This window comes from Verrucomicrobiia bacterium, from assembly GCA_035495615.1.
GTDB lineage: Bacteria > Omnitrophota > Omnitrophia > Omnitrophales > Aquincolibacteriaceae > DATJFP01.
The window spans coordinates 1-23,113 of the sequence record DATJFP010000016.1; the positions used below are offsets into that span (position 1 = coordinate 1).

The window sequence follows — 23,113 nt, forward strand, 5'->3', positions numbered from 1 at the left end:
ACGAGGACGGGCTTCGAGTCCAGTTCATGGAATAACTTCGTCGGCCCCTTTTTCCCTTGGGCCTTGGAGAAGCGGCTGCCGGTTCCGCCGGCAGCCACGATGAGTGAAATGCGCATGACTACCTCGCGGGCGCCTGATCTCCGTTCGTGACGGGCTTCTTCATCTCGGGCGCGGCCGTCTGGGGAACGCGCGCGGGACGCGCGGCGCCGCGGCTGCGGTCGAAATCGCGTTCGGAATCCTCGGAAAGCTTGGCGAAGATCATGCGGCCGGCCTGGGTCTGGAGCACGCTGGTGATCGAGACGTTCAGCGTCTGGCCGATGCGGCGGCGGCCGTTGTCCACGACGACCATCGTTCCGTCGTCGAGATACGCCACGCCCTGGTCGTGTTCCTTGCCTTCCTTCAGAATTTTCACCTGCATGAGTTCGCCCGGCATCACGATGGGCTTCAGCGCGTTGGCCAGCTCGTTGATGTTGAGCACTTTCACGCCCTGCAGCTCGGCCACTTTGTTGAGGTTGAAGTCATTGGTGAAGACCTTCGCGTTCACGACCTGCGCCATTTTCACGAGCTTGGCATCGACGGTGTTGAATTCCGGGAAGTCCATCTCGTTGATCTGGACGCGCACGTTGGGGTTGCCCTTGATGCGGTTCAGGATGTCGAGCCCGCGGCGGCCGCGGTTGCGCTTCAGCGGGTCGGAGGAATCGGAAATGAGCTGCAGTTCTTTCAGGACAAAGCGCGGCAGGATGAGCTTGCCGGAAAGAAAGTGCGTTTCGCAGATGTCCGCGATGCGGCCGTCGATGATGACGCTGGTGTCGATCAGGATAAGCTCTTCGCCCGAGCCCTTGGTGTCCAGCTTCACGAACGGGATCATGAGCGTGAATTCGTCCTGGCCCCGGAGGATGGTGATGACGCCGAGGTAGGTGAAGACGATCGCGGTGGAAATCCCGAACTGGCGCATGGCTTCGGGCGTGAAGCCCATGTAGGCCACAACCATCATGGTAAGCCGGTGGACGAGCAGGCCGAGCGCGGCGCCGATCAGGACGGACAGGATGTTGCGGACGGTGAAGCGCTTGAAGAAGACGTCAATCGAGACGACGAGAAGGCCGGTAAGAAATCCGATGCCGGCTTTCACGAGAGGAAGGTCCGAGAGATGGAATGCCGCAAACCAGGAATTGTCCGCGTAGTACATGAAGAGGCTGCAAAGCAGAATGAAAAGAAAACGAATGAAGAGGATCATGCGGTGTGCTCCTTACGTTAGACAAACGGAAGAATGAAATGAGATGAAAAATCATGCTCCATACTGTATTGACTGTATTAACCGTAGCAGCTTTACGAAACAGACTCACGAAGTACCTCTAGTAAATTTAGTAAGGATCGAACAAGGAACGCCTCCGCACCTGGAAGCGCCGCCTTTTATTAAAAAATGCCTAAAAACTTACCGCCCCCGTCCTTTTTCATCAGCCTCCAGGGGTGGGTCTTGATTTCCTTCACGAAAGCGTCGAGCTCTTTGTACAGGTCGTCCTTCATCAGAAGCTGGCCGGCCGTGCCTTCGCCGTTCTTCATGTGTTCGAGAATCTGGCTGAGCGAATCCGCGGACGACTGGATGTTCTGAATGGTGGTCTTATTGTTCTGGCCCGTTCCGCTCATCAGGGTGTTCAAAGAGTCGGTCAGGTTGCCCAGGTTGATCACGATCTTCTTGAAGGACTCGCGGCCTTCGTCTGTCGCAAGCGCGCCCTCGAAGCTGGACAGGATGTTGTCGAGGCGCGTCGCGATGTCGTTGGCTTTTTGGACGAGGGTTTCCACGGCAACCGGGTTTTCCCCGTTCACGATGGCGCCGGGCTTGATCGCGGGCGCGTTGCCGGGTTTGGGCGTGACTTCGATGTGCGGCTCGCTGAGGACGTGCGTGCCGCGGATGAAGAAGCCGTAGTTCTCGCGGATCTCGGTTCCTTTTTCGATAAAGAGCTTCACGTGGACTTTCGTGTCCCCGGTCGCGGGATCGAGGACCAGCTTCACGCCGTCCACTTCGCCGATGCGCACGCCGGCCATGCGGACGGGCGCGCCTTTGTCGAGGATGCTCACGTACTCGTAAACCACGTCGAACTTGTAGCCCGGACGGAAGAGGTAAACGCCGCTGACGAAAAACACGAGGACGGTCAGGATGATGAATCCGATGATGACGAACATGCCGACGACGACTTCATTGCGGTTCTTTTTCATAAGTGCCTTTCGTTATTCAACATAACACCTTAGGAAGCCATTTTCATCCATCCGGGGCTTTGTTTCAAGAACTTTTATCCTGCGTGATCGGGCCTTTGGCCGAACCGCTGATAAACTGCCGGATGACCGGATCCTGCGTATTCTTGAATTCCTCGGGCGTCCCGAGGCCGATGATCTGGCCCTTGTAAAGCATGGCCATCCGGTCTCCGACCTTGAACGCGCTCGTCATGTCGTGGGTGACCACAATCGACGTGACCTTGAGCTTGTCCGACATCCGCAGGATGAGATCATTGATCACGTCCGAATTGATCGGGTCCAGGCCCGTCGTGGGCTCGTCGTACATGATGATTTTCGGGTCGTTGCAGATGGCGCGCGCAAGGCCTACGCGCTTTTTCATGCCGCCCGACAGCGCGGCCGGCATGTATTCCTCGATGTCGTGCAGTCCCACCAGTTCCAGCTTTTCGCGGACTCTCTCGCGGATCACGTCCTCGGTGAGATGGGTATGCTCGTAAAGCGAGAAGCCGACGTTTTCACGCACGTTCAGGGAATCGAAGAGCGCCGCGCCCTGGAACAGCATCGAGAGCTTCGGACGGAATTCGTCCAGCTCGGCCGGTGACAGCGTGAAGATGTCTACGCCGTCGATCAGCACGGTCCCCTGATCCGGTTCGAGAAGCGCCAGGATGTGCTTGATGAGCACGCTTTTCCCGCAGCCCGACTGCCCCATGATCACCATGGTTTCGCCGTCTTTGATCGTGAGGTTCACGCCTTTCAAAACGTGATGGCTGCCGAACCACTTGTGCAAATTTTTGATCTCGATCATCGCGAATCCTAGAAAAAGTAAAAAACGGCGGTGAAAAGGGCGTCGGAGGCAATGATCAGCACGAGCGCGCAGACGACGGCCATGGTCGTGGCGCGTCCCACGCCTTCGGCGCCGCCCGAAGCCCGGAACCCGAAATAGCAGCCGACCGTCGAAATAATGCCGCCGAAAAAGAACGCTTTAAGAAGCCCGGTCATCACGTCTTTGACGACCATGACGTCCACGCTGCGCTTCAGGTACTGGTGCGAGCTGATGCCGAGCTTGAAGACGGCGATGAGATAGCCGCCCATCATGCCGACAATGTCCGAATAAATCGCCAGCATGAACAGCATGAAGAACGCGGCGATGAAGCGCGGGACCACGAGGTAGCGCACCGGGTCCACCGCGAGCGCTTTCAGCGCATCGATCTGTTCCGTGACTTTCATGGTGCCGAGTTCCGCGGCAATGGAAGCGCCGACGCGGCCGGCCACGACCATGGCCGTCAGCACGGGTCCCAGCTCGCGGCAGATGGAAAGCGCGACAAGGTCTGAGATGAACTGCTGCGCGGCAAAAAGTTTCAGCTGGTAAGCGGACTGCAGCGCGAGCACCATGCCGGTGAAAAGGGCCGTGAGAAAAACGAGCGGCAGCGAAGTCACGCCGATCTTCTGCATCTGGTTCACGGTCAGCTTCCACTTGATGGGCGTCTGCGTCATGGATTTGATCGTGTCGACGAAGAGAAGGCTGAGGCCGCCCGCGTGATAGGCGAGCTGCATGGACAGGACTCCCACCGTGCGGAAATAATGATGGATGGGCAAAAATTTGCGCAGCGTTTTCAGATTTTCGTTCACGTGCATAAGTCGCTTCTTTCCATTGCCCCCTCACCCTTCCCTCTCCCCTTAGGGGAGAGGATTAAGGAGAGGGGCGGTTAAAATTTGATCTTGGGCCCCACGGCCGCGTAATTTTCTTCCGTCAGCGGGTCCGACTCGCCGAGCCGCGTCCCCTTGTTTTCGTTTTTCAAATCCAGGTTGAGCGTGGACAGGCGCGAGAGCACGTCCAGCTCCAGATTGCTGTCCGCCTCGTTGGCGCTCAGCGACATTCCCTTCCACAAAATGAGCTTGTCCGCGGTCTCGACGCGCACGCCCGCGAGGATGTTGTCCAGCGAGAGATCGAACGCGCCGACCAGATGCAGCGTGGTCCTGCCCTTGAAGATGCGCGAGTCATCCAGCGCGAGATACGGCGGGAAGCCGCGGAACTGGATCATGGCGCGGTCGAATTCCAGCTTGCCGAGCGCGCCGTCTTTGATGCTGAAAACGCCGGAGACGTCGGGCTTGCGCGCCGCGCCTTCGATCTTGAGCTTGCCTTCGGCCACGCCGCGGAGCGGCGGCAGCGGGCGCGCCGCGAATTCCTTGGCGCCGGCCAGGTCGAGGCCGGAAACTTTCAACGCGAGATCGCATTCCGGCTCGCGGCGGTCCAGCATGACCTTGCCCGTCATTTCGAAAATGCTGCCCCACGCGCCGGAAAAATCCTTGATGCCGCGCGGGTCGAGACGGAACTTGCCGCGGAAATCATCGAACGGCTCCTGCTCGAGGATAAAATAGTCCGTGGAGAAATTCGCCTGGAATTCCCACGCGTCATTGCCCCAGCTCGGCTCCACGGGCGTAAGTTCCACACGCGAGGCCATGACGAGATCCATGCCGAAAAAATCCAGGTGATTCAGGTCGAGTCCGAGCGTGAAGTCCAGGCCGCTCAGATTGGACGTGACGCTCAGGCGCTGAAAGCCGTTTTCGAAAGCGAGAGAATAATCCCCGCTTTGGAAATCCAGCATGCCGCGCCCGGACTGTCCGCCGCTGGTCGTGAGGTTTTCGAGAAAAATTTTCGTGGCCTCGCGGCGGATTCCGCCCTCGAATTCGAAGCGGCGGCCCGCGAGAAAACCCGCGGAAGCATGAATTTTTTGTTTGGCCAGGTCCACGGACGCTTCAAGCCTGCCGAGCCTTTCGTTTTTACCCAGGTCCATGGCCAGGCGCAGCACAGGCGAATTTCCGCCGTCCATCGACGCCTCGAGAACGCTTTCCCATCCATGCGACTTCACTTTGAGAGGCCCGGCGCGGAAATTTCCGTTTTCCAGCGTGAGCGCGCCGCGGATGTCTTCGAGGTCCACGGGAAAATCACCGGACAGGCGCGCGCCTTCCAGCATCACTTTGATGCCGTACTGCTTTTTCAGCAGGTCGACGTAGGCCTTGAGATGAAACGGCCCGCTCAGCACGCCTTCGGCGCTGGCCTTGAAGTCCAGGTTGGCAATACCGTTGAAGCCGGGCCTGAAGCTGCCGCGGATTTCGCGCAGGATGACCGGCGTATTAATTCCCGGCACCCGGCACTTGATGCGCCCGTCCCGGAAATCGATTTTCGAAAAAAGCGAACGCAGCGCTTCGTTCTGGGAACCGGCCAGGACGTCGCGCAGGACAAGCGGATCTTCCACTTCCAGGCGCGGGGCTTCCAGGAAGATGCTGCTGGGAATCCTGAAATTGCGGCTGAGAAGCTGCGTCAGAGGATAGCGGAAAACCGCCCGCGGGATTTCGAGGCCCACGCGGGACGGAGCTTCGCCTTTTTCGATGACGATGCCGGTGAGAAGGACTTTGTTGAAGGAACGGACCTGGATGCTTCCGATGGCCACCCGGCCGCCGAACTTGGCCTCGAGGTGCTGCATGGCCGCGGCCTTGAAGGCGCCCGTCTGGACGTAGCGCTGCAAGAAACCATAGGCCGCGCCCATCGCGAGCAAAAAGCAAACCGACAGGCCGGCAAAGAAACGGCGGAAGCCTTGGGTCATGGCCGGGTGCCTTAGCTGCTTTTCTCGAACGCGATCACTTCCCCGCGAAGCTCCGCGCGGATCTTGTCCCCGTCCTGGAATTTGCCGGAGAGGATTTCTTCGGCCAGGACGTTTTCGATGTAGCGCTGCAGCGTCCTCTTGAGCGGACGCGCTCCGAAAACGGGATCGTATCCTTTGTCGATGAGGAATTTGAGCGCCTCGGGAGAAAGGCTCAGTTCCATCCTCTTGTCGCGCAGGCGAAGCTTGACCTCTTCGAGTTCCAGATCGATGATCTGCTCGAGGTCCTGGCGCGTGAGCGGGTGGAAAACGATGATGTCGTCGATCCTGTTCAAAAACTCGGGGCGGAAAACGCGCCGGGTTTCATCCAGGAGCTTTTTCTTCATCGTGTCGAAATTGACGGCCTCTTCCTTGGGGTTGCCGAAACCAAGGTTGGCCTTGCTTACGAGTTCCGCGCCCACGTTGGAGGTCATGATCACGATCGTGTTCCGGAAGTCGACCTTGCGGCCGAACGAGTCCGTGAGACGGCCTTCTTCCATGAGCTGGAGAAGGATGTTGAACACGTCGGGATGCGCTTTTTCGATTTCATCGAAGAGCACGACCGCGTAAGGCCGGCGGCGCACTTTCTCGGTGAGCTGTCCGCCTTCTTCGTAGCCCACGTAGCCCGGGGGCGCTCCGACGAGGCGCGACACGTTGAATTTTTCACCGTACTCCGAGCAGTCGACCACCGTGATCGCGTCCGCATCGCCGAACATGAATTCCGCGAGGCCGCGCGCGAGCAGCGTCTTGCCGACGCCGGTGGGCCCGAGGAAAATGAACGTTCCGATCGGGCGCTTCGGGTTGCGCAGGCCGGAGCGCGAACGGCGCACGGCGTGCGAAATGGCGCGGACGGCTTCGTGCTGGCCGATGACGCGCTTGTGCAGTTCTTCTTCCATGCGCAGGAGGCGGCTCGTCTCTTTTTCTTCGAGACGCGACACCGGAACGCCCGTCCACTTCGCCACGATCGTGGCGATGTCTTCGTCCGTCACCTGGACTTCGACTTCGGACTTGGATTCCTTCCAGCGCTTCTTCACGTTGAGGAGTTCTTCCTTGGCCTTGCGTTCGTCGTCGCGGAGTTTCGCGGCTTTCTCGAAATCCTGCGCCTTGATCGCGGCTTCTTTTTCGCGTTTGAACGCCTCGATGTCCTGTTCCAGCTTCTTTAAGTCCTTAGGCATCGTGGTCATCGAAAGACGCGCGCGGGAAGCGGCTTCGTCGATGAGGTCGATGGCCTTGTCCGGCAAAAACCGTCCGCTGATGTAGCGTTCGGAGAGCTTCACCGCAGCCTCGATCGAGGCGTCAAGGATCTTCACCCGGTGATGCGCTTCGTACTTGTCGCGCAGGCCTTTCAGGATCAGGATGGCCTCGTCGACGGACGGCGGGTCCACCATGATCGTCTGGAAACGGCGCGCGAGCGCGGCGTCTTTTTCAATGTACTTGCGGTATTCGTCAAGCGTCGTGGCGCCGATGCACTGGATTTCGCCGCGGGCCAGAGCGGGTTTCAGGATGTTCGAGGCATCGATCGCGCCTTCCGCGCCGCCGGCACCGACCAGCGTGTGGATTTCGTCGATGAACACCATGACATTGTCCGAACGGCGGATCTCGTCCATGACGGCCTTGATGCGCTCTTCGAACTGGCCGCGGTATTTCGTGCCGGCCACCATGAGAGCAAGGTCGAGGACGACGATGCGCTTGTCCGCGAGAATTTCCGGAACGTCGCCGGAGATGATGCGCTGGGCAAGGCCTTCGACAATGGCGGTCTTACCGACGCCGGCTTCTCCGAGAAGCACGGGATTGTTTTTCGTGCGTCGCGCGAGGATCTGGATGACGCGCTCGATTTCATCGTGACGGTTGACGACGGGGTCCAGCTTGCCTTCGCGCGCAAGCTGCGAAAGATCGCGGCCGAACGCGTCGAGCGCCGGCGTTTTCGCCTTCGTCTTTCCGGTCCCCATGGCGCCCTGAGAACCCTGGGCGGCATGTCCTCCGGCGGAAGCGCTGGGCGTGGAAGAACCGAGCAGTTTGATGACCTCGGCGCGGACTTTGTTCAGGTCGAGGCCGACATTCATGAGCACGTGGCTGGCCACGCCCTCGCCTTCTTTAATAAGGCCGAGCAGCAGGTGCTCGGTGCCGATGTAGTTGTGGCCGAGCCGGCGCGCCTCGTCCATGGCCAGCTCAATGACTTTCTTGGCCTTGGGCGTGAACGGGATGTCCCCGGAAACAATCGTGGCCGGGCCGAACTGGACCAGCTTCTCGACTTCCAGGCGAATCGTATCCAGGGAAAGGCCCAGGTTTTGAAGGACCGCGGCGGCAACGCTTTCCCCTTCCTTAATAAGTCCCAGGAGGATGTGCTCGGTTCCGATGTAATCGTGGTTGAAGCGCTTGGCTTCTTCCTTGGCTAAGATGATGACTTTTCTGGCGCGTTCCGTGAAACGGTCAAACATGACAACCTCCGACGTTATGATGCCTAAGTGCTTCTAATATATATCTTTTATGCATCTTCCAGCTCTATATTTTCGAACCTTTTGGCTAAAACCCGCAATTCTTTTTTCTGGGTCTCATTAAGATAAGTCTGGCTATAGGGTTACGTTCTTTAATTTTTCCCGGATCAGGTCGGCCCGGGCCTCGTCCCGCTCCCCGGAATTGAGGGCCTTGGCCTTGAGCTTCTGCAAATGCGCGGGCTGAATCAAAAGGAACAGCCCGTTCAAATCCTGCTGGGTCAGGTTGATCTTCAGCATCCCGGCCTGCACGCCGAGCTGGACCAGCGACAAATGCTGGGTCGCCTCGGTCGACGATATGATGCGGCCGCATTTGAGCGCCCCGAGCGCGCGCCAGATCTGGTCCTCGAACTTGCCGGATTTTTTGCTCAGCAGATGCGTCCGCGCCTCTTTCTCGTGCTCGACGACCTGGCGGATGACCCGCTCCAGGTTGTCGATGATCTCGTCTTCGCGCTGTCCCAGCGTCATCTGGTTCGAGAACTGGAAAAGATTTCCCGTCGCCTGCGTGCCTTCGCCGTAAAGCCCGCGCGCGGCCAGATTGAGTTTCGCCAGCGCCTGCAGGACTTTGTGCACCTGCTTGGTCAGGACAAGCCCGGGCAGGTGCAGCATGCAGGACGCGCGAAGCCCCGTGCCCACGTTCGTTGGGCAGGCGGTCAGATAACCGAGCCCGGGATTAAACGCGTATTCCATCGAGCCGTCGAATTCATTGTCGATCTTGTTGATGATCTGCCAGGCCTTTTGCAGGTCGAGCCCCGACTGGAAGGCCTGAAGCCGGAGATGGTCTTCTTCCAGCACCATGATGCTCACCACTTCGTCCGGGCTCATGGCCACGGCGCCGGCCTCTTTCTGTCCCGCGTGCTCGCGGCTGATCAGGTGCCGTTCGACCAGGAACTGCAAATCCACTTCCGTCAGGCCGTCGAAGCGCACGATCTCGAGATTTTTCAGGGCCTCGTTTTTTTTCAGAGACTCTTCCACCGCCTTCACGATCTGCGCCTTCTGCCCGTTCTTCAATTTTTCCAGGAACGGAAAGCCCAGGATGTTGCGTGCCAGGCGCAGCCGCGAGCTGACCACGACGTCGGACATGGGCCCCGAAGCGCGCAGCCATTCCGCCGGCTGTCTGACCAAATCGCTCATGCGGCTCATTCTTTTTTCTTTCCTTTTTTCAGGCGCTGCTCGATGGTCTTGATTTCGTCGCGGAGGCGGGCCGCGTCTTCGAAGTGTTCGTTCTCGACGCTCTTGCGCAGCCGGTCCTGGAGGACCCGCAGGTCGTAGGCGGCCGTTTCGGACTTGGGCATGTTCTTGGGCTGTTTGCCGGTATGCTGCGTCGAGCGCTGCACGCGCTTGATGAGCGGAAGCAGCATTTTCGTGAACGCCCCGTAGCAGCCCGGGCATCCGAGGCGGCCCGTGCGGCCGAAATCATCGTAGGTCAGGCCGCACTGCTCGCATTTGAGCGCGGGTTTTTCGACCCCGAGGAGGGACATGGCGTCCATGTGGGAAAGGCCGGTGAGCAGCTCGCCCACGTTGAAGTGCGTTTTGAAGTCCGAGCCTTTTTCCTGCGCGCAGTTCTCGCACAGGTGCACTTCGACCATGTGGTCGTTGACGATTTCCGTCAGGTGAAGCGTGGCTTCGTTGTTTCCGCAAATGTTGCAGTTCATGGAGTCTCTTTCTTCCTCTGATTCCGGTCCTTCATTATATCACGCAGGAACAGACCGCCCTCGGCTCAGAGCTTGTAACGGACGCCCCGCTTGGAAGTCAGCTGATGAAAGGCCTTGCGAAGGACGCCGGTCACTTTGCCGGGCTTGCCCGTCCCGATGACGCGCCCGTCGATCTTGACGACCGGGATGACTTCCGCGGCCGTGCCGGTCAGGAAAACCTCGTCGGCGTTGAACAGGTCGTGCCGCGTCAGGATCTCCTCGCGCGCCGGGATGCCTTTTTCCCCGGCAAGATCGAGAATGGCCTGGCGCGTGATGCCTTTCAGCGCGCCGAGATAAATCGGCGGCGTCAGAAGCTCCGCGCCCCCGCCCTTAAGGGATTTCACCATGAACACATTGTCGCCCGTGCACTCCGTGACGTAGCCCTGGTGGTTGAGCATGAGCGCTTCCACGCAGCCGGAATTCTTGGCCTCGATTTTCGCGAGGATGTTGTTCAGGTAATTCAGGCTCTTCACCGAAGGGCTCACGGCCTCCGGAAAATTGCGGACGGTCGGCACGGTGATGATGTCGAGGCCGTTTTTGTAAAGCGATTCCGGGTAGAGTGAAATCTTATCCGTGATGATGAAGACCGACGCGACTTTGCATTTGGCCGGATCGAGTCCGAGATCGCCGACACCGCGCGTCACCACCGCTCGGATGTAGCCATCCGTCAGCTTGTTTTTCCGCAGCGTCTCGATGATCGCCTTTTCCATTTCCTTTTTCGAAATGGGAATCTCGATCATGAGCGTGTGCGCGGATTCCCACAGCCGGTCGAGGTGCTCTTCCAGCATGAAGACGAGCCCCCCGTACGTGCGGATGCCTTCGAACACGCCGTCGCCGTAAAGCAGGCCGTGATCGAAGACCGAGATCTTCGCCTCGCTCTTGGGGTACCATTTGCCGTCGATGTAGATTTGGAGTTCCATTTTTTCTCCTATGCTTGGGATGAGTTCCGAAATAATTGCGGCGCCATTCAACCCCGGGCTGGGGCTTACGGCATCTTTTCGATGCTGACCGGACCGCGGTTTTGTTTCATCAGAACGCCGTCGACAAGACGGTAGACGTCGTGCTTGCGGGAGGCCATGGATTCATCGTGCGTTACGATGATGAAGGCCTGGCCTTCCTTGCGGTTCAAATCGTCCATGAGCGCGGATACCGCGGCGGCGGTTTCCTCGTCCAGGTTGCCCGTGGGCTCGTCGCACAAAACTACCGAGGGGCGGTTGATCAGCGCGCGGGCGATCGCGGCGCGCTGCTTTTCGCCGCCGGACAGCTCGAAGGGATAATGGTCGGCGCGGCTGAACAGCTTCACTTTGCGCAGGCACTCTTTGGCCCACTTGTGTTCGGGCCTTCCCGCGATCAGGCTGGGCAGGAGGACGTTTTCGTACAAGGTCAGTTCGGGCAGCAGATGATAGAACTGGAAAATAAACCCGATGCGCTTGTTGCGGACGCGCGCAAGCTGGCGCTCGTTCATCTGCGTGATGTCTTCACCTTCGAAAAGCACCTTGCCGGAGGTGGGATGGTCGAGACCTCCCAGGATATTGAGAAAAGTCGTTTTGCCCGAGCCCGAGCGCCCGAGGATGTAGACCATGTCCGCGGCGTTCAGGGTGAAGTTGACCCCTTTCAGGATCTGCAGCTCCCCGGCCGGGCTGTCGAAGTCTTTGGTCAGTTCGTACGTGCTGAAAAGCGGGCCGCGCTCATTCATAGTGCAGGGCCTCCACGGGATTCAGGCTCGCGGCGCGATGCGCGGGATAAATGCCGGCAAGCACCGCGGCAATCATGGCGAAGACCACGATCAGCGCAACGTCGGGCGCGTGCACTTCCGTCGGAATCTTGTCAAAATAATAGATGTCGCTCGGGAAAACCTCGAGCCCCGTCGTCTGCTTCAGGAAATCGGACACCGCATTCAGGTTGAACGCCAGCGCCAGGCCCGCAAGCGTGCCCGCGGCCACGCCCATGATCCCCACGCCGAAGCCTTCCAGCACGAAGATGCGGCGGATACTGGCCCGCGTCGCGCCGAGCGCGCGCAGGATGCCGATGTCTTTTGTCTTCTCCATCACGATCATGATGAGTGTCGACACGATGTTGAACGCCGCGACCAGGATGATCAGCGCGAGCAGGATCGTCATCACGGATTTTTCGACTTTCAGGGCCTGGAAAAAATTGTGGTTCATGTCGTACCAGGAGCGCAGGAAATAATCCGCGTTGAATTCCCCGCGCAGCAGGTATTTCCACCGCTGGGCCTCGTCCACGTCGTGGAAGCGGAGGCTGATGCCGGTCACGCGGTTGTCGAGATGATAAAGCTTCTGCGCCTGGTGGATGTCGACCAGGACGAGCGCGGTATCGAAATCATTCATGCCCACGCGGAAAATGCCTTTCACGACGAACGGCGTGCTCTGCGCCCGCTGCGGCAGGAGCGATTCGGGATTTTCCTGGAAGGGCGAGATCAGGTTGACGCGGTCGCCCACGTGCACGCGAAGAATCGCGGCCAGCTCTTCGCCCAGGAGGATGCCGCCGATTTCTTCGTGGATCTTCCTGTGGAAAAACAGCAGGCGGCGCTTGGTCGTGTCGCGCGCTTCGGAAGACAGATCCAGGTTTCCGTAGAGGATGTGCCGCTCGAAAATCCCCATGTCTTCCCGCGCCGTGTCCATGCCCTTGACGATGACGCCGGTCGCGCTGTCGTTGGAACGGATGATGCCCTGCCCTTCCACGAACGGCGCCACGGTCTTGAGGTGCGTGCCGCCGGCCGCGCGGATCTTGGCGATGTCCGACTCGGCCGTATCGATGCCGCCCAGCTTTTCGATGCGCAGGTGCGGCTGCACGTTCACGATCTTGTTTTTGAGCTCGCGGTCGAAGCCGGACATGACGGCCAGCACCACGATGAGCGCCATGACGCCCACGCCGACGCCGGCGATGGAAATGAACGTGATGAGGGAGATGAAACCGGACTTGTGGCGGTTTTTCAGGTGCCTTGCAGCAATAAACGTTTCAAAACGCATACGTTCTCCGGATTACGGTTGGGCTTCCTGCGTTTCGCCTTCTTCTTCTTTTTTCTTGGCTTCGGGCTTGAGCTGCGGGAACAGGATCACGTCGCGGATGGAGGCCTGTCCCGTCAAAAGCATCACGAGCCGGTCGATGCCGATGCCGAGCCCGCCCGCGGGAGGCATCGCGTATTCGAGCGCCATGAGGAAGTCTTCGTCCACTTCCTTGTGCTCGCCGATCATTTTTTTCTGCTCTTCAAGACGCTCGCGCTGGATGCCCGGATCGTTCAATTCGGAAAACGCGTTGGCCAGCTCCATCTTCGCAATGAAAAGTTCGAAGCGGTAAACCAGTTCCGGGTCCTCGGCCTTGGCTTTGGCGAGCGGCGTCATCACCGTCGGATAATCGATCACGAACGTCGGGTCCCAGAGGTCTTCTTCGACTTTCTCGCCGAAAATTTCGTTAAGGACGTCGATGTCTTCGAAATCGTCGCCAAATTTCACGTGGAGTTTGTTCGCCGCGTCGCGCACGTTGGCCTTGCGGAAATCGATGCCGGTTTTTTCACGCAGCGCGTCGTAGAAGCTCACGCGCTTCCAGGGCGTTTTGAAATTGATCGTGCGCTCGCCGTACGGGATTTCGTACTTGCCGTGGAGCGCGAACACAAGGCCCGAGATCAGCTCTTCGGTAATCGCCATCATGTCGTTGTAATCGGCCCACGCCTGGTAAAGTTCCAGCATCGTGAACTCGGGATTGTGGCGGACCGAGATGCCTTCGTTGCGGAAGTTGCGGTTGATCTCGTAGACCTTTTCGAAACCGCCGACAAGAAGGCGCTTGAGGTAAAGCTCCGGCGCCACGCGCAGGTACAGGTCGAGTTTCAGCGTGTTGTGATGCGTGATGAAGGGCTTCGCGCGCGCGCCGCCGGGAATCGGCTGCATCATGGGCGTTTCGACTTCCATGAAGCCGCGGCCGTCGAGGAACGAACGGATGTCTCGGATGATGCGGCTGCGGGCCTTGAACGTCTGGCGCACGTCGTCGTTGACGATGAGGTCCACGTAGCGGTGGCGGTAACGCGTCTCCACGTCTTTCAGGCCATGCCACTTCTCCGGAAGCGTGCGCACGATCTTGGAAAGAAGCTCGAGCTTGTCCACGCGGATCGTCTGCTCGCCGGTCTTGGACAGGAAGAGTTCGCCGTCCACGCCCGCGATGTCGCCGAGTGAAAGGGTCGTGATGAAATCAAAGGCCGCGTCGCCGACCACGTCCTTTTTCACGTAGAGCTGGATACGCGCCTCTTCATCCTTCAGGTCGAAAAAAACGCTTTTGCCCATGATGCGCTTGGCCATGAGACGGCCCGCGGTGCGGACCTTCACGCCGGCCTCGAAGCGGGCGCGGATCGCCGCGATGTCTTCCTTGGGAAGGAATCGCGTGCCGTATTTGGAAATCGTGTGCTCCATTTGTGCGTTAGCCCTTGATTTTTAAAGACTTAGATTGAACGGGGATTATAGTACAGCGGTCTCTCGCCTGTCAATGCGCGCCCGGAGGGCTCATGGCGTTCTCGGATTCTCCTAAAACCCTTTTGGTACGCCGCTTACGGCGGAAAAGATTGCTGCGGCCGAAAGGCTTGGTAATCACGGCGCAGACCGGAAGGACGAGAAGCGTGGACGTCATGGACAGGAAAATGGCGAGGCTGGTCAGAATGCCGAACTGGATCGTCGGCCGGAAGCCGGCAAAGACGCTGGTGGAAAATCCCGAGATCAGAATAAGCGTGGAAAGGACAAGCGACTGCCCCATGCTGCGGTAGGTGTGATGCAGGGCCTGCAGGTAATTTTCCCTTTGCTCGTATTCCCGCCGCAGCCGGTAGAGAAAATGGATCGACGAGTCCACGATGATGCCCAGCACGATGCTCGCGATCATGGCCGTGGAGCTGGAAAGCTCGATGCCCATGAATCCCATCATGCCATAGACCATGCCAATAGGCAAAAGGTTGGGAATGGCCGCGAGCAGGCCCATGTGGAGCGACCCGAAAATCAAGGCAACCAGCGTGAGCGTGGCAAGGAACGCGAAGCTGAAACCCTGGATCTGCGACTCGACGAGGTCTTTGGACATGCGGCCGAGCAGCACGACGTTGCCGGTCATGTGGCAGTCGAAATAAGGCGAAAGCACTTCCTTCATGTAACGCCGCGACGCTTCTTCCACGGTCGCGCCGTCGCGCGTGCCCACCGCGTGCATCTGGGCCTGGACGTTCACTTCACGCAGGTCGCGGGATATCATGGACCAGAGTTCGTCGTCCGCGTTTTCAATAATGCCCTTGAAGTAGAGCTTCACCATTTGCGGGTCGCGCGGGATCTTGTAATCTTCCGGACTGCCGCCCCGCACTTCATGGATTCTTTTGACGAGCGGCGTGATGCAGTTGACCTTCGCGATGGCGGGCATGCTTTCCAGAAAGCTCTTGAAGGCGTCGATGCGCTCGAGCACCTGGGGATCGTCGATGGTCTCGCCGTTGCGCGTCCGGAGCACGAAGCCCAGCGTGTACACGCCCGTGATGTTTTTATCGATGAAATGCGTGGCCACGGCGAGCGGCGAATTCGGCTTCATCTGTTTGACGATGTTCGTGTCCACGTTCAGCTTGCGGATGCCCATGTAGGAAAAAATCACGCATCCGATCACCGAAACGAGAATCAGCCATTTCCCCTGGAATTCCAGGCGCTCCACGAAGTGGATCACGAACTTGTTGAAGAAGTGGCCCTCTTCCGACAGCGTGCGCTTAATGCGGTACGGCAGGATGGGCAGCATGACGGGCGTCAGCAGGATCGTGATGATGTAGGAAAACGCGATGCCGCAGGCCGCGAAGAGCCCGAATTCCTGGATGGCCGGAACCTTGCTGAACGAAAGCGACACAAACCCCAGGCACGCGGTCATGTGCGTGAGAAAACACGGCAGGACAAGCTGCTCCATGGTCAGGATGACGGATTGGCGCACGCTCGCGTGGTGGGCCCGGATGTTCAGGAAAAACCCGATGAAGTAAATCACATCGACGACGGAAACGATCATGATGACCGGCGCGAGCAGCGACGTCACGAGGTTGAGCTCTTTGCCCAGCGACGAGATCAGGCCGAACGTCCAGATCAGCGTCATGAACACCGCGGTCATGGCGAGCACCACGCACGCAAAACTGCGGTAGATCAGCCACGTGGTCAGGACGAGCAGGACCGTGATCATGGGCACGAACGTGAACTGGTCTTTGCGGATCAGGCGCACGAAATCGTATTGCTCGACGGGCGCGCCCGCCACGTAAAATTTCACGCCGGGAATCTCTTCCTCCGCCAGGAAACCGCGCAGGTCCTTGATGAAATCCGCGCCCTTGCCGCGCGAGGAGCTGGCCTTCAGCTTCAGGACGATGTTCGCGTGCTTGCCGTCTTTGGAAACCAGGTTGTTGACGTAGAGTTCGTTGGACAGGATGGCATTCCGGGCGTCTTCCAGGGTCCGGGTGCCCTCGAATACGCCGGCCAGCGCGGGCACGATTTTCACCCCAAGGAATTTGGAATGGATATCCATGACGCGCGCCAGGCTGAGGACGTTCTCGACCTGCGGAGCGGCGGCGATGTGGTCGCTGACTTTCTTGAGAAGCTTCAGGTTCCTCTGAGTGAAGAGGTCGGTCGTTTCCATGGCCACGGCGACAAGCTGGTCGCTGCCGTAACGGTCGCGGTATTCACGGTAGTAGCGGTATTCGTCGGACTTCTTGATGAAGAGGGATTCCACGGTGGGGTCGATCGCGAGGTGCGTGGCGGCAAAGCCCGCCATGAGCGTGGCCAGCATGAGCCCCTGGAACAAAGGCCACTTGATCAGCAAAACAAATTCCGCGCATTTTCGAATCATGAGATGAATCCGGTTTGATTTCGGGTCCGGGGAATAATTCCTTGTCCGAACACACAATGTGTTATCATATCGGCCTCAAAAACAGTATGGCCAACCTTTTTTTTGTGTATTTCCTCGCCGTTTTCTTAGTCTGGAGCGCCCGCGCCGCGCACGCCCTGCGCATGCTCGCCACGGCCCCGCGCGTGTCTTTACTAAAGTCCGGCGCTTCCGGGCGGGAGCTCGTCACCATCATCGTGCCTGCCAAGAACGAAGAGAAAAACATCCGCGCCTGCATCGAAGGCCTCCTGGCGCAGGATTATCCCCATTTCGAAATCATCGTGGTGAACGATAATTCCACGGACCGCACCGAAGAAATCCTCTTGTCCCTCGGCGCGGCGGCCCTTTCCGGAAACGCGCCGAACGCATCCACAGGCCGGCTCAAATACCTGAACGGAAAAAAAACGCCGGAAGGCTGGACGGGTAAAAATCATGCCCTGCACCAGGCCATCCCGCATGCGCGGGGCGCCTGGTACCTTTTCACGGACGCGGACACGCGCCACGAACCTTCCTGCCTGTCCTCCGCGCTGGCCCATGCCCTGAGCAACGGGCTTAACCTGCTGAGCCTGCTTCCCCGCTGCCTCGCCGAAAGCCCCTGGGAGCACCTGCTTCAGCCTCCGGCCATGGGCTACCTGGGGCTGTGGTTTCCTCTGGATAAAATCAACGATCCCGAGTCGCCGGTTTTTTTCGGCAACGGGCAATACCTTTTGATCCATTCGGAGCTGTATGGAAAAACCGGAGGACACGAGGCGGTGCGGCACGCGTTTCTGGAAGACTTCGCGCTGGTGGAAAAAACCAAGGCGCTGGGGCAGCGCGCGGGCGTGGCCATGGGCATGGACGTCTACGGCACGCGCATGTACTCGTCTTTCGACGAAATCTGGCGGGGCTGGCGGCGCATCTACCTTCACGCCTTCCAGAGCAAATTAGGCGCGCTGGTTTTGAAGGCGCTGGATATCCTCTTCTTTTCCGTCCTGCCGTTCGCGATTTTTCCCACCCTGGCCTTCCTGGTTTCGCAGGATGTCCGCTACATGACGGCCGTCATTCTGGCCGTCGTCACCGTCCTTCTGGTCCTCGGGACGGCCTACAAAACCCACCAGATCGTGCGCGCGAGAAAAAGATTCTGCCTGGCGCATCCGCTGGCCGCGGCTGTGCTTTTCGGCGTGCTCATGGATGCGTGCGGGATGGCGGCCTTCAAAACAAAAACCGTCTGGCGGTAAGTCTAGCTCTTCTGCAGGGCGAGATATCCGGAATCCACCGCGTAGTCCAGCAGCGTGCGGAGGAATTTCTTGTCCGTGCTGGGAAACTCGATCCCGGTCCCCTTTAACGCCTCGTCCGTATTCTTCGTGTCGAACGTCAGGTTGTCGTTCAGGTATCCCAGGTACGGCTCCAGCATCTGGTAGACGAACTGCTCGTTCGTGTCCAGACTTTCCTTGTCGAAGCCTTCCGGATCCAGGATCTGGATCGCGGGCAGCTCGCGGTATTCTTCCCGGCCGATCTCGAGCAAAGAGCCGACCGCAGGCGGATTCTTGGTGACGAGGTGAAACGCCTTGCCGATGGATTCTTTCTGCTGCGAAATCGCGAGCGACGCGCGGATCACGAAATCGATCGGGACGATGTTGAAGGAATTGTCCAGCCGCGTGGGCAGCTTCGTCAGGATGCCGTGCGCGTAGAGTTTCAGGAAAGGATAGATGACGTTGAATTCGGAGACGGCGCCCGTGCGCGAGTCGCCCACCACGATGCTCGGGCGGAAGATCGTGACGTTCAGGCCGTCTTTCATGGCCTGGCGCACGGCCGTCTCGGCCTCGTACTTGCTCGATTCGTAAAAATTCGCGTGCGCGGGATGCCCGGGCAATTCGTCTTCGCTCGAGCAGTAGGTCTGGCGGCTGCCTGCCACGAACGCCGTGCTGAAATAAAAAAACCGTTCCAGCTTCCCTTCCCTTTTCAGCAGCCAGGCGAGTTTCAGGGCTTCCTGAGTTCCCCCGATGTTGATCTTGCGGCATTCCTCTTCGGTGCCGTTCAGCGACGTGAGCGCGGCCACGTGGAAGAAATGGTCCACGTTGTGCAGGAGCAGGTGCAGGTCATGCGCCTGGAGCCCGAACTGCGGCTGGCAGATATCGCCTTCGACGACCTGCACGCGCGTGCCGAGCAGCGTCTCGAGGCCGAGCGGCGCGAGGATCTTCCGGACGCGGGCCCAATGGGAAAGCTGGCTTTTGCGGCGGATCAGGAGAAACAGGCGGTCCTCGGTCGTGAGCAGAAGTTCCTGGAGCATTTCCTTGCCGAGCGTTCCCGTGATTCCCGTGATCAGAATATTCCGCTTAGATTTCATAATGTTTCACCGCCAGGCATATGTTTTGTCCGCCGAAGCCGAACGAGTTTGACAAGGCCGCGCGGACCCTATGGGCCCGTGCTTCGTTAGGAACGTAATCCAAATCGCATTTCGGGTCCGGCGTCTCGTAATTGATCGTCGGAGGCACCACCGAATCCCGGATCGAGAAAAGACACGCCGCGAGCTCCAGGGCGCCGGCTCCCGCGATCATGTGGCCGACCATGGACTTGATGGAGCTCACCGGAATCTTGTAAGCACGCTCGCCGAGCGCTTTCTTGATGACGAGCGTTTCGATCGCGTCGTTGATCTGCGTCGCGGTGCCGTGCGCGTTCACGTAATCGACGCCTTCCGGCGTCAGTCCCGCTTTCTTCATCGCGATTTCCACTGCGCGGCAGGCCCCCGCGCCTTCCGGGTCCATGTCGGTCATGCGGTAGGCATCGGACGTCGCGCCATAGCCCACGATCTCGCCGTAGATGCGCGCGCCGCGCTTTACGGCATGGGACAATTCTTCGACGATCAGCACACAAGCGCCCTCCGCGAGAACAAATCCGTCGCGGTTTTTATCGAAAGGACGTGAAGCCCGCGCCGGATCGTCGTTGCGGGTCGAGAGCGCCGTCAACAGGCTGAAGCCCGCGATCCCGAGGGGATAAACCATGGAATGCGAGCCGCCGGTCATCATGATATCAGCATCGCCGCGCCGAATCCATTCAAAAGCTTCGCCGATGGCCTGCGACGACGCGGCGCATGCGGTCAGGCTGTTGCAAACCGGCCCGCGCAGGCGAAACCAGCTCGCCAGATGCGAGAGCGTCATGAAAGGCTGGGCCTCGAGCTCGGCCACGGCGCTCATGTTGCGCACGGCGGCCGTAATATATTCCCCCGGATGAATCTCGGGAGTGCCGGGCACGAAAGAATCGGTCATGGTCTGCGCGAACGCGTTGAAATCGAAACCGCTGTCCGCGGCGCCGAAATAAAGCCCGAAGCGGCGAGAATCGTAAGCGCCTTCTTTCAGGCCGGAATCCCGGACCGCCTCTTGGGCGGCGCGGAATGCGAAGAAGGTCCCCCGCCCGGCTTCGCTAAGGCGCGGGTTATCGCGGACGGCCGCGCCGAAATCGAAATTTTTCACTTCGCCCGCGATGCGCGTGGGAAAATCCGAGGCGTCAAAAAGCGAGATCGCGGCGATGCCGGATTTCGCGGCCTTCATGTTCTCCCAGTTTTCCGCCGCCGAATTTCCGAGCGGCGTGACCGCGCCGATGCCCGTGACCACGATGCGGCGATTTTTGCAATCCGTTGCTGCCATGTGTGCCTTTTTCCCCTCTCCTTTATCCTCTCCCCTGAGGGGAGAGGGAAGGGTGAGGGGTTAACATTTTTGAAATACGAGCGAGGCGTTCTGCCCCGCGAAGCCGAAAGAATTCAGAAGAAAACGGTTCCACGTGCCCTGCCGAGGCGCCGCGCGCACGAAATCAAGGCCGCCCTCGGGATTTTCGAGATTCATGAGCGGCGGAAGCAGCCCTTCCTTTAAAGAAAGCAAGCCGCCCGCGGCTTCGACCGCGCCGGCGCCGTACACCAAATGGCCGGTCACGGGCTTGAACCCGGTCACCGGCACTTTGCCGCCGCGGCCGTTGAAGACGGAATGGATCGCGGCCGCTTCCTCCAGGTCCTGACGCGGCAGGCCGCTGCCGTTGGCCACGATAAAATCCACATCCGAGGCGCTGAGGCCCGCGTCCTTGAGCGCCGACGCCATGGCCTGGGCCTTGCCTTCGCCGTCGCGCGTGTCGCGCGGGTCGGTATCGAAATCCGAAGACGAGCCGTAGCCGGTGATCTCCGCATAAATCCGCGCGCCGCGCGCTTTCGCGTGCTCGTAAGCTTCGAGGACGAGCAGGCCCGCGCCTTCCCCGATCACGATGCCGTCGCGGGATTTGTCGAAGGGCCGGTAAGCCGTGAGCGCGTTTCCGTTCCGCACCGACAAAAGCCCGAGCAGGTGCAGGCGCGAAAGGCCCATGGGATTGACTTCCGATTCCGTGCCGCCGGCCAGCATGCAGTCCGCGTCGCCGCGCTCGATGATGCGGAAGGCCTCGCCGACCGCCTGCGCCGCCGCGGCCGCGGAAGTCGTGATCGTGTTGCTTGGGCCTTTGATGCCATGCGCGATGGAGACGTGGCAGGCGGGCATGTTCGGAACGTACTTCAAAAACCAGAGCGGGAAAAGAGAGCGGATGCCTTCGCGCCCGAATTTGGAAATGCCGAAGCGGCCTTCCGCGTCCAGGCCGTTGCGGATCCCAACCCCCATTTCATCGAGCTCGGTGTTGATGGGCGCGCTGACGCCGAGCGCCACGCCGAAACGAAACACGTCCGTCTGCTTCGGATCGAGCCCCGAATCCTGGACGGCAAGCTCGCTGGCCGCGACCGCGAGCTGGATGTCGCGCGACATGACTTTGAGGGACTTTCGGTTGCGGACCATTTCTTTCGGGTCCGCGTTCAGGACCTGCGCGGCAAAACGCGATGGAAAACCATTGAGAGAAAGGCCCTGCATCGGATGGATGGCGGAACGCGACTGGCAGGCGGCTTCCCAAAAAGGCTGCCAGCCTTTGCCGCAGGCGGTCATGAGCCCAAGGCCCGTGACGACCACTCTCCGACGCTGGCCCATCAGGCTTCCTCCCCGAGATAGAGCCGCACGGAAAAATGGTCCATGAAGGCCTTGTGAAAGGTGACGGGCTCGGCGCGGCCGGGCACCAGATGCCCGACGTTCATGAGCAGAATTTTACCGCCCGCGATTTTCCCGGACGGGCCGGAGACCGAGCATTCGAACCAGGCGCCTTCTTCGCGGAGCTGGTCGGAGAAAGCCGTGATCTCGAGGAAATCGCCGGCCGCAAAATCGCCGGTGAAGGCAAGCTCCTGGATCTTGGCGAAAATGAGGTCATCCGCGTAATCTTTTTCCGCGCCGAGGACAAGGGCCGCGGTTTGGGCCATCATTTCCGTCATGAGGGTTTCGGGGCTGACCGTCCCGGACGGGACGCGCGAGCGGGTGCGGGCCTCTCGGCCGCGGCAAATTTCGAGGATTTCTTCCAACACTAGCCAGCGCATGCTTTTTCCTGTGGGGCGGGGATTTAATCCCAAAGAATAATTTGAGCTCCGATAAGGGAAGGAGTCCGGAAAAAACAGCCATAGGCCGGCGCAGCCGACCGGAGACCGTGCAACGATTTTACCTGAAAACGGTCCCGAGGCAAGAGTTTAACGTCCATGCGCTCAAAAACAGGAATTCCCCCTCCGGCCGCCTTGAAATAGGCTTCCTTGGCGGAGAAAAGCTTGGCGAAAACAACAGGGCTGAGGTTCTTGGCGAGATACCGCTTTTGCTCGGCAGGAGTCAAAAGACGGCGGATCTGGGACTTGGGATGGCGCAGGAATTTGCGGACACGCTTCAGGCTGATCAGGTCGATCCCGACGCCCAAAACGTTCATTACGTCGTGCGGACGTTCTTGGCCAGCCTGTCGCCGAGGTAATCCAGCACCATCTGGACCGTGAAGAACTCGGCCAGGCGGCTGATCTGCGGATCGCGGGAAAAGCCGTCCACGTCGAGATAAGGCAGCTTGGTGCGGAGTTCCTGCAGACCCGCGGCCGTGACGGTCCCGCTCTGGACGAAACGGGGATCGTTGAGAATGTTTCCGGGAAAAAGATCGCCGCTGGGAATTTTGATGTCGAAGGTCTTTTCGAGACGGAACATGATGTCGATGAAATCGATGGATTCGGCGCCCAGATCGCGCGTGAGAGAAGATTCGGGCTTGATGTCGCTTTTTTCGACGCCCAGCGCATTGGCCAAAGTTTCCTGGACTTTCTCAAAGATGATAGGTTCCATTATCC

General features: G+C 59.4%; 20 protein-coding genes. 1 reads left to right on the forward strand and 19 read right to left on the reverse strand.

What is annotated here, in order from left to right; genetic code table 11:
• Nucleotides 1–118 precede the first annotated feature (118 nt).
• From VL688_01635 to VL688_01695, 13 genes are all read right to left on the reverse strand, one after another.
• Nucleotides 119–1,234 (reverse strand): PIN domain-containing protein, encoded by a 1,116-nt coding sequence (locus VL688_01635; protein ID HTL46743.1) that lies wholly within the window; start codon nt 1,232–1,234, stop codon nt 119–121.
• Nucleotides 1,235–1,413: 179 nt separating this feature from the next.
• Nucleotides 1,414–2,214 (reverse strand): MlaD family protein, encoded by an 801-nt coding sequence (locus tag VL688_01640; protein HTL46744.1) that lies wholly within the window; start codon nt 2,212–2,214, stop codon nt 1,414–1,416.
• Nucleotides 2,215–2,278: 64 nt separating this feature from the next.
• Complete coding sequence (locus VL688_01645; protein ID HTL46745.1) at nt 2,279–3,034, reverse strand: ABC transporter ATP-binding protein; 756 nt, start codon at nt 3,032–3,034, stop codon at nt 2,279–2,281.
• Between the two features lie 8 nt (nt 3,035–3,042).
• Nucleotides 3,043–3,864: an ABC transporter permease gene (locus VL688_01650; protein ID HTL46746.1), complete on the reverse strand. Its 822-nt coding sequence runs from the start codon at nt 3,862–3,864 to the stop codon at nt 3,043–3,045.
• A gap of 71 nt (nt 3,865–3,935) precedes the next feature.
• On the reverse strand, nt 3,936–5,834 hold the full coding sequence (locus tag VL688_01655; GenBank protein HTL46747.1) for a hypothetical protein: 1,899 nt from the start codon (nt 5,832–5,834) through the stop codon (nt 3,936–3,938).
• A gap of 11 nt (nt 5,835–5,845) precedes the next feature.
• Nucleotides 5,846–8,308, reverse strand: a complete 2,463-nt coding sequence (locus tag VL688_01660; protein ID HTL46748.1) for an ATP-dependent Clp protease ATP-binding subunit — start codon at nt 8,306–8,308, stop codon at nt 5,846–5,848.
• A gap of 132 nt (nt 8,309–8,440) precedes the next feature.
• Nucleotides 8,441–9,496 carry a protein arginine kinase gene (locus tag VL688_01665; GenBank protein ID HTL46749.1) on the reverse strand — a complete coding sequence of 352 codons (1,056 nt, stop codon included), beginning with the start codon at nt 9,494–9,496 and terminating at the stop codon, nt 8,441–8,443.
• Between the two features lie 5 nt (nt 9,497–9,501).
• Complete coding sequence (locus VL688_01670) at nt 9,502–10,017, reverse strand: UvrB/UvrC motif-containing protein (GenBank protein HTL46750.1); 516 nt, start codon at nt 10,015–10,017, stop codon at nt 9,502–9,504.
• Between the two features lie 65 nt (nt 10,018–10,082).
• The gene (ilvE, locus tag VL688_01675) at nt 10,083–10,976 is read right to left on the reverse strand and encodes a branched-chain-amino-acid transaminase (protein HTL46751.1); all 894 of its coding nucleotides are present in this window, start codon (nt 10,974–10,976) and stop codon (nt 10,083–10,085) included.
• 65 nt (nt 10,977–11,041) lie between these two features.
• Nucleotides 11,042–11,752: an ABC transporter ATP-binding protein gene (locus tag VL688_01680; GenBank protein ID HTL46752.1), complete on the reverse strand. Its 711-nt coding sequence runs from the start codon at nt 11,750–11,752 to the stop codon at nt 11,042–11,044.
• Nucleotides 11,745–13,046, reverse strand: a complete 1,302-nt coding sequence (locus VL688_01685) for an FtsX-like permease family protein (protein HTL46753.1) — start codon at nt 13,044–13,046, stop codon at nt 11,745–11,747. The genes VL688_01680 and VL688_01685 overlap by 8 nt, the downstream gene beginning before the upstream one ends.
• Before the next feature lie 12 nt (nt 13,047–13,058).
• Nucleotides 13,059–14,477, reverse strand: coding sequence for a lysine--tRNA ligase (lysS, locus tag VL688_01690; GenBank protein ID HTL46754.1), 1,419 nt, complete (start codon nt 14,475–14,477; stop codon nt 13,059–13,061).
• A gap of 70 nt (nt 14,478–14,547) precedes the next feature.
• Nucleotides 14,548–16,899 (reverse strand): MMPL family transporter, encoded by a 2,352-nt coding sequence (locus VL688_01695; protein ID HTL46755.1) that lies wholly within the window; start codon nt 16,897–16,899, stop codon nt 14,548–14,550.
• Nucleotides 16,900–16,985: 86 nt separating this feature from the next.
• Here VL688_01695 and VL688_01700 point away from each other — a divergent pair, with 86 nt between their 5' ends.
• Nucleotides 16,986–18,152, forward strand: coding sequence for a glycosyltransferase (locus VL688_01700; protein HTL46756.1), 1,167 nt, complete (start codon nt 16,986–16,988; stop codon nt 18,150–18,152).
• 2 nt (nt 18,153–18,154) lie between these two features.
• Here the strand turns inward: VL688_01700 and VL688_01705 are convergent, their stop codons facing one another.
• From VL688_01705 to VL688_01730, 6 genes are read right to left on the reverse strand one after another with little or no spacing between them, the layout of a single operon-like run.
• The gene (locus VL688_01705) at nt 18,155–19,261 is read right to left on the reverse strand and encodes an SDR family oxidoreductase (GenBank protein ID HTL46757.1); all 1,107 of its coding nucleotides are present in this window, start codon (nt 19,259–19,261) and stop codon (nt 18,155–18,157) included.
• The gene (locus VL688_01710) at nt 19,251–20,558 is read right to left on the reverse strand and encodes a beta-ketoacyl-ACP synthase II (protein ID HTL46758.1); all 1,308 of its coding nucleotides are present in this window, start codon (nt 20,556–20,558) and stop codon (nt 19,251–19,253) included. Before VL688_01710 ends, VL688_01705 begins: the two co-directional genes overlap by 11 nt.
• Before the next feature lie 60 nt (nt 20,559–20,618).
• Nucleotides 20,619–21,902, reverse strand: a complete 1,284-nt coding sequence (locus VL688_01715) for a beta-ketoacyl-[acyl-carrier-protein] synthase family protein (GenBank protein ID HTL46759.1) — start codon at nt 21,900–21,902, stop codon at nt 20,619–20,621.
• Nucleotides 21,902–22,339, reverse strand: a complete 438-nt coding sequence (locus VL688_01720) for a hypothetical protein (GenBank protein ID HTL46760.1) — start codon at nt 22,337–22,339, stop codon at nt 21,902–21,904. Before VL688_01720 ends, VL688_01715 begins: the two co-directional genes overlap by 1 nt.
• A gap of 23 nt (nt 22,340–22,362) precedes the next feature.
• Nucleotides 22,363–22,713, reverse strand: a complete 351-nt coding sequence (locus VL688_01725) for a 4'-phosphopantetheinyl transferase superfamily protein (protein HTL46761.1) — start codon at nt 22,711–22,713, stop codon at nt 22,363–22,365.
• A complete protein-coding gene (locus VL688_01730; protein ID HTL46762.1) occupies nt 22,713–23,108 on the reverse strand; it encodes a phosphopantetheine-binding protein in 396 nt (131 codons plus the stop codon). The genes VL688_01725 and VL688_01730 overlap by 1 nt, the downstream gene beginning before the upstream one ends.
• Nucleotides 23,109–23,113 lie beyond the last annotated feature (5 nt).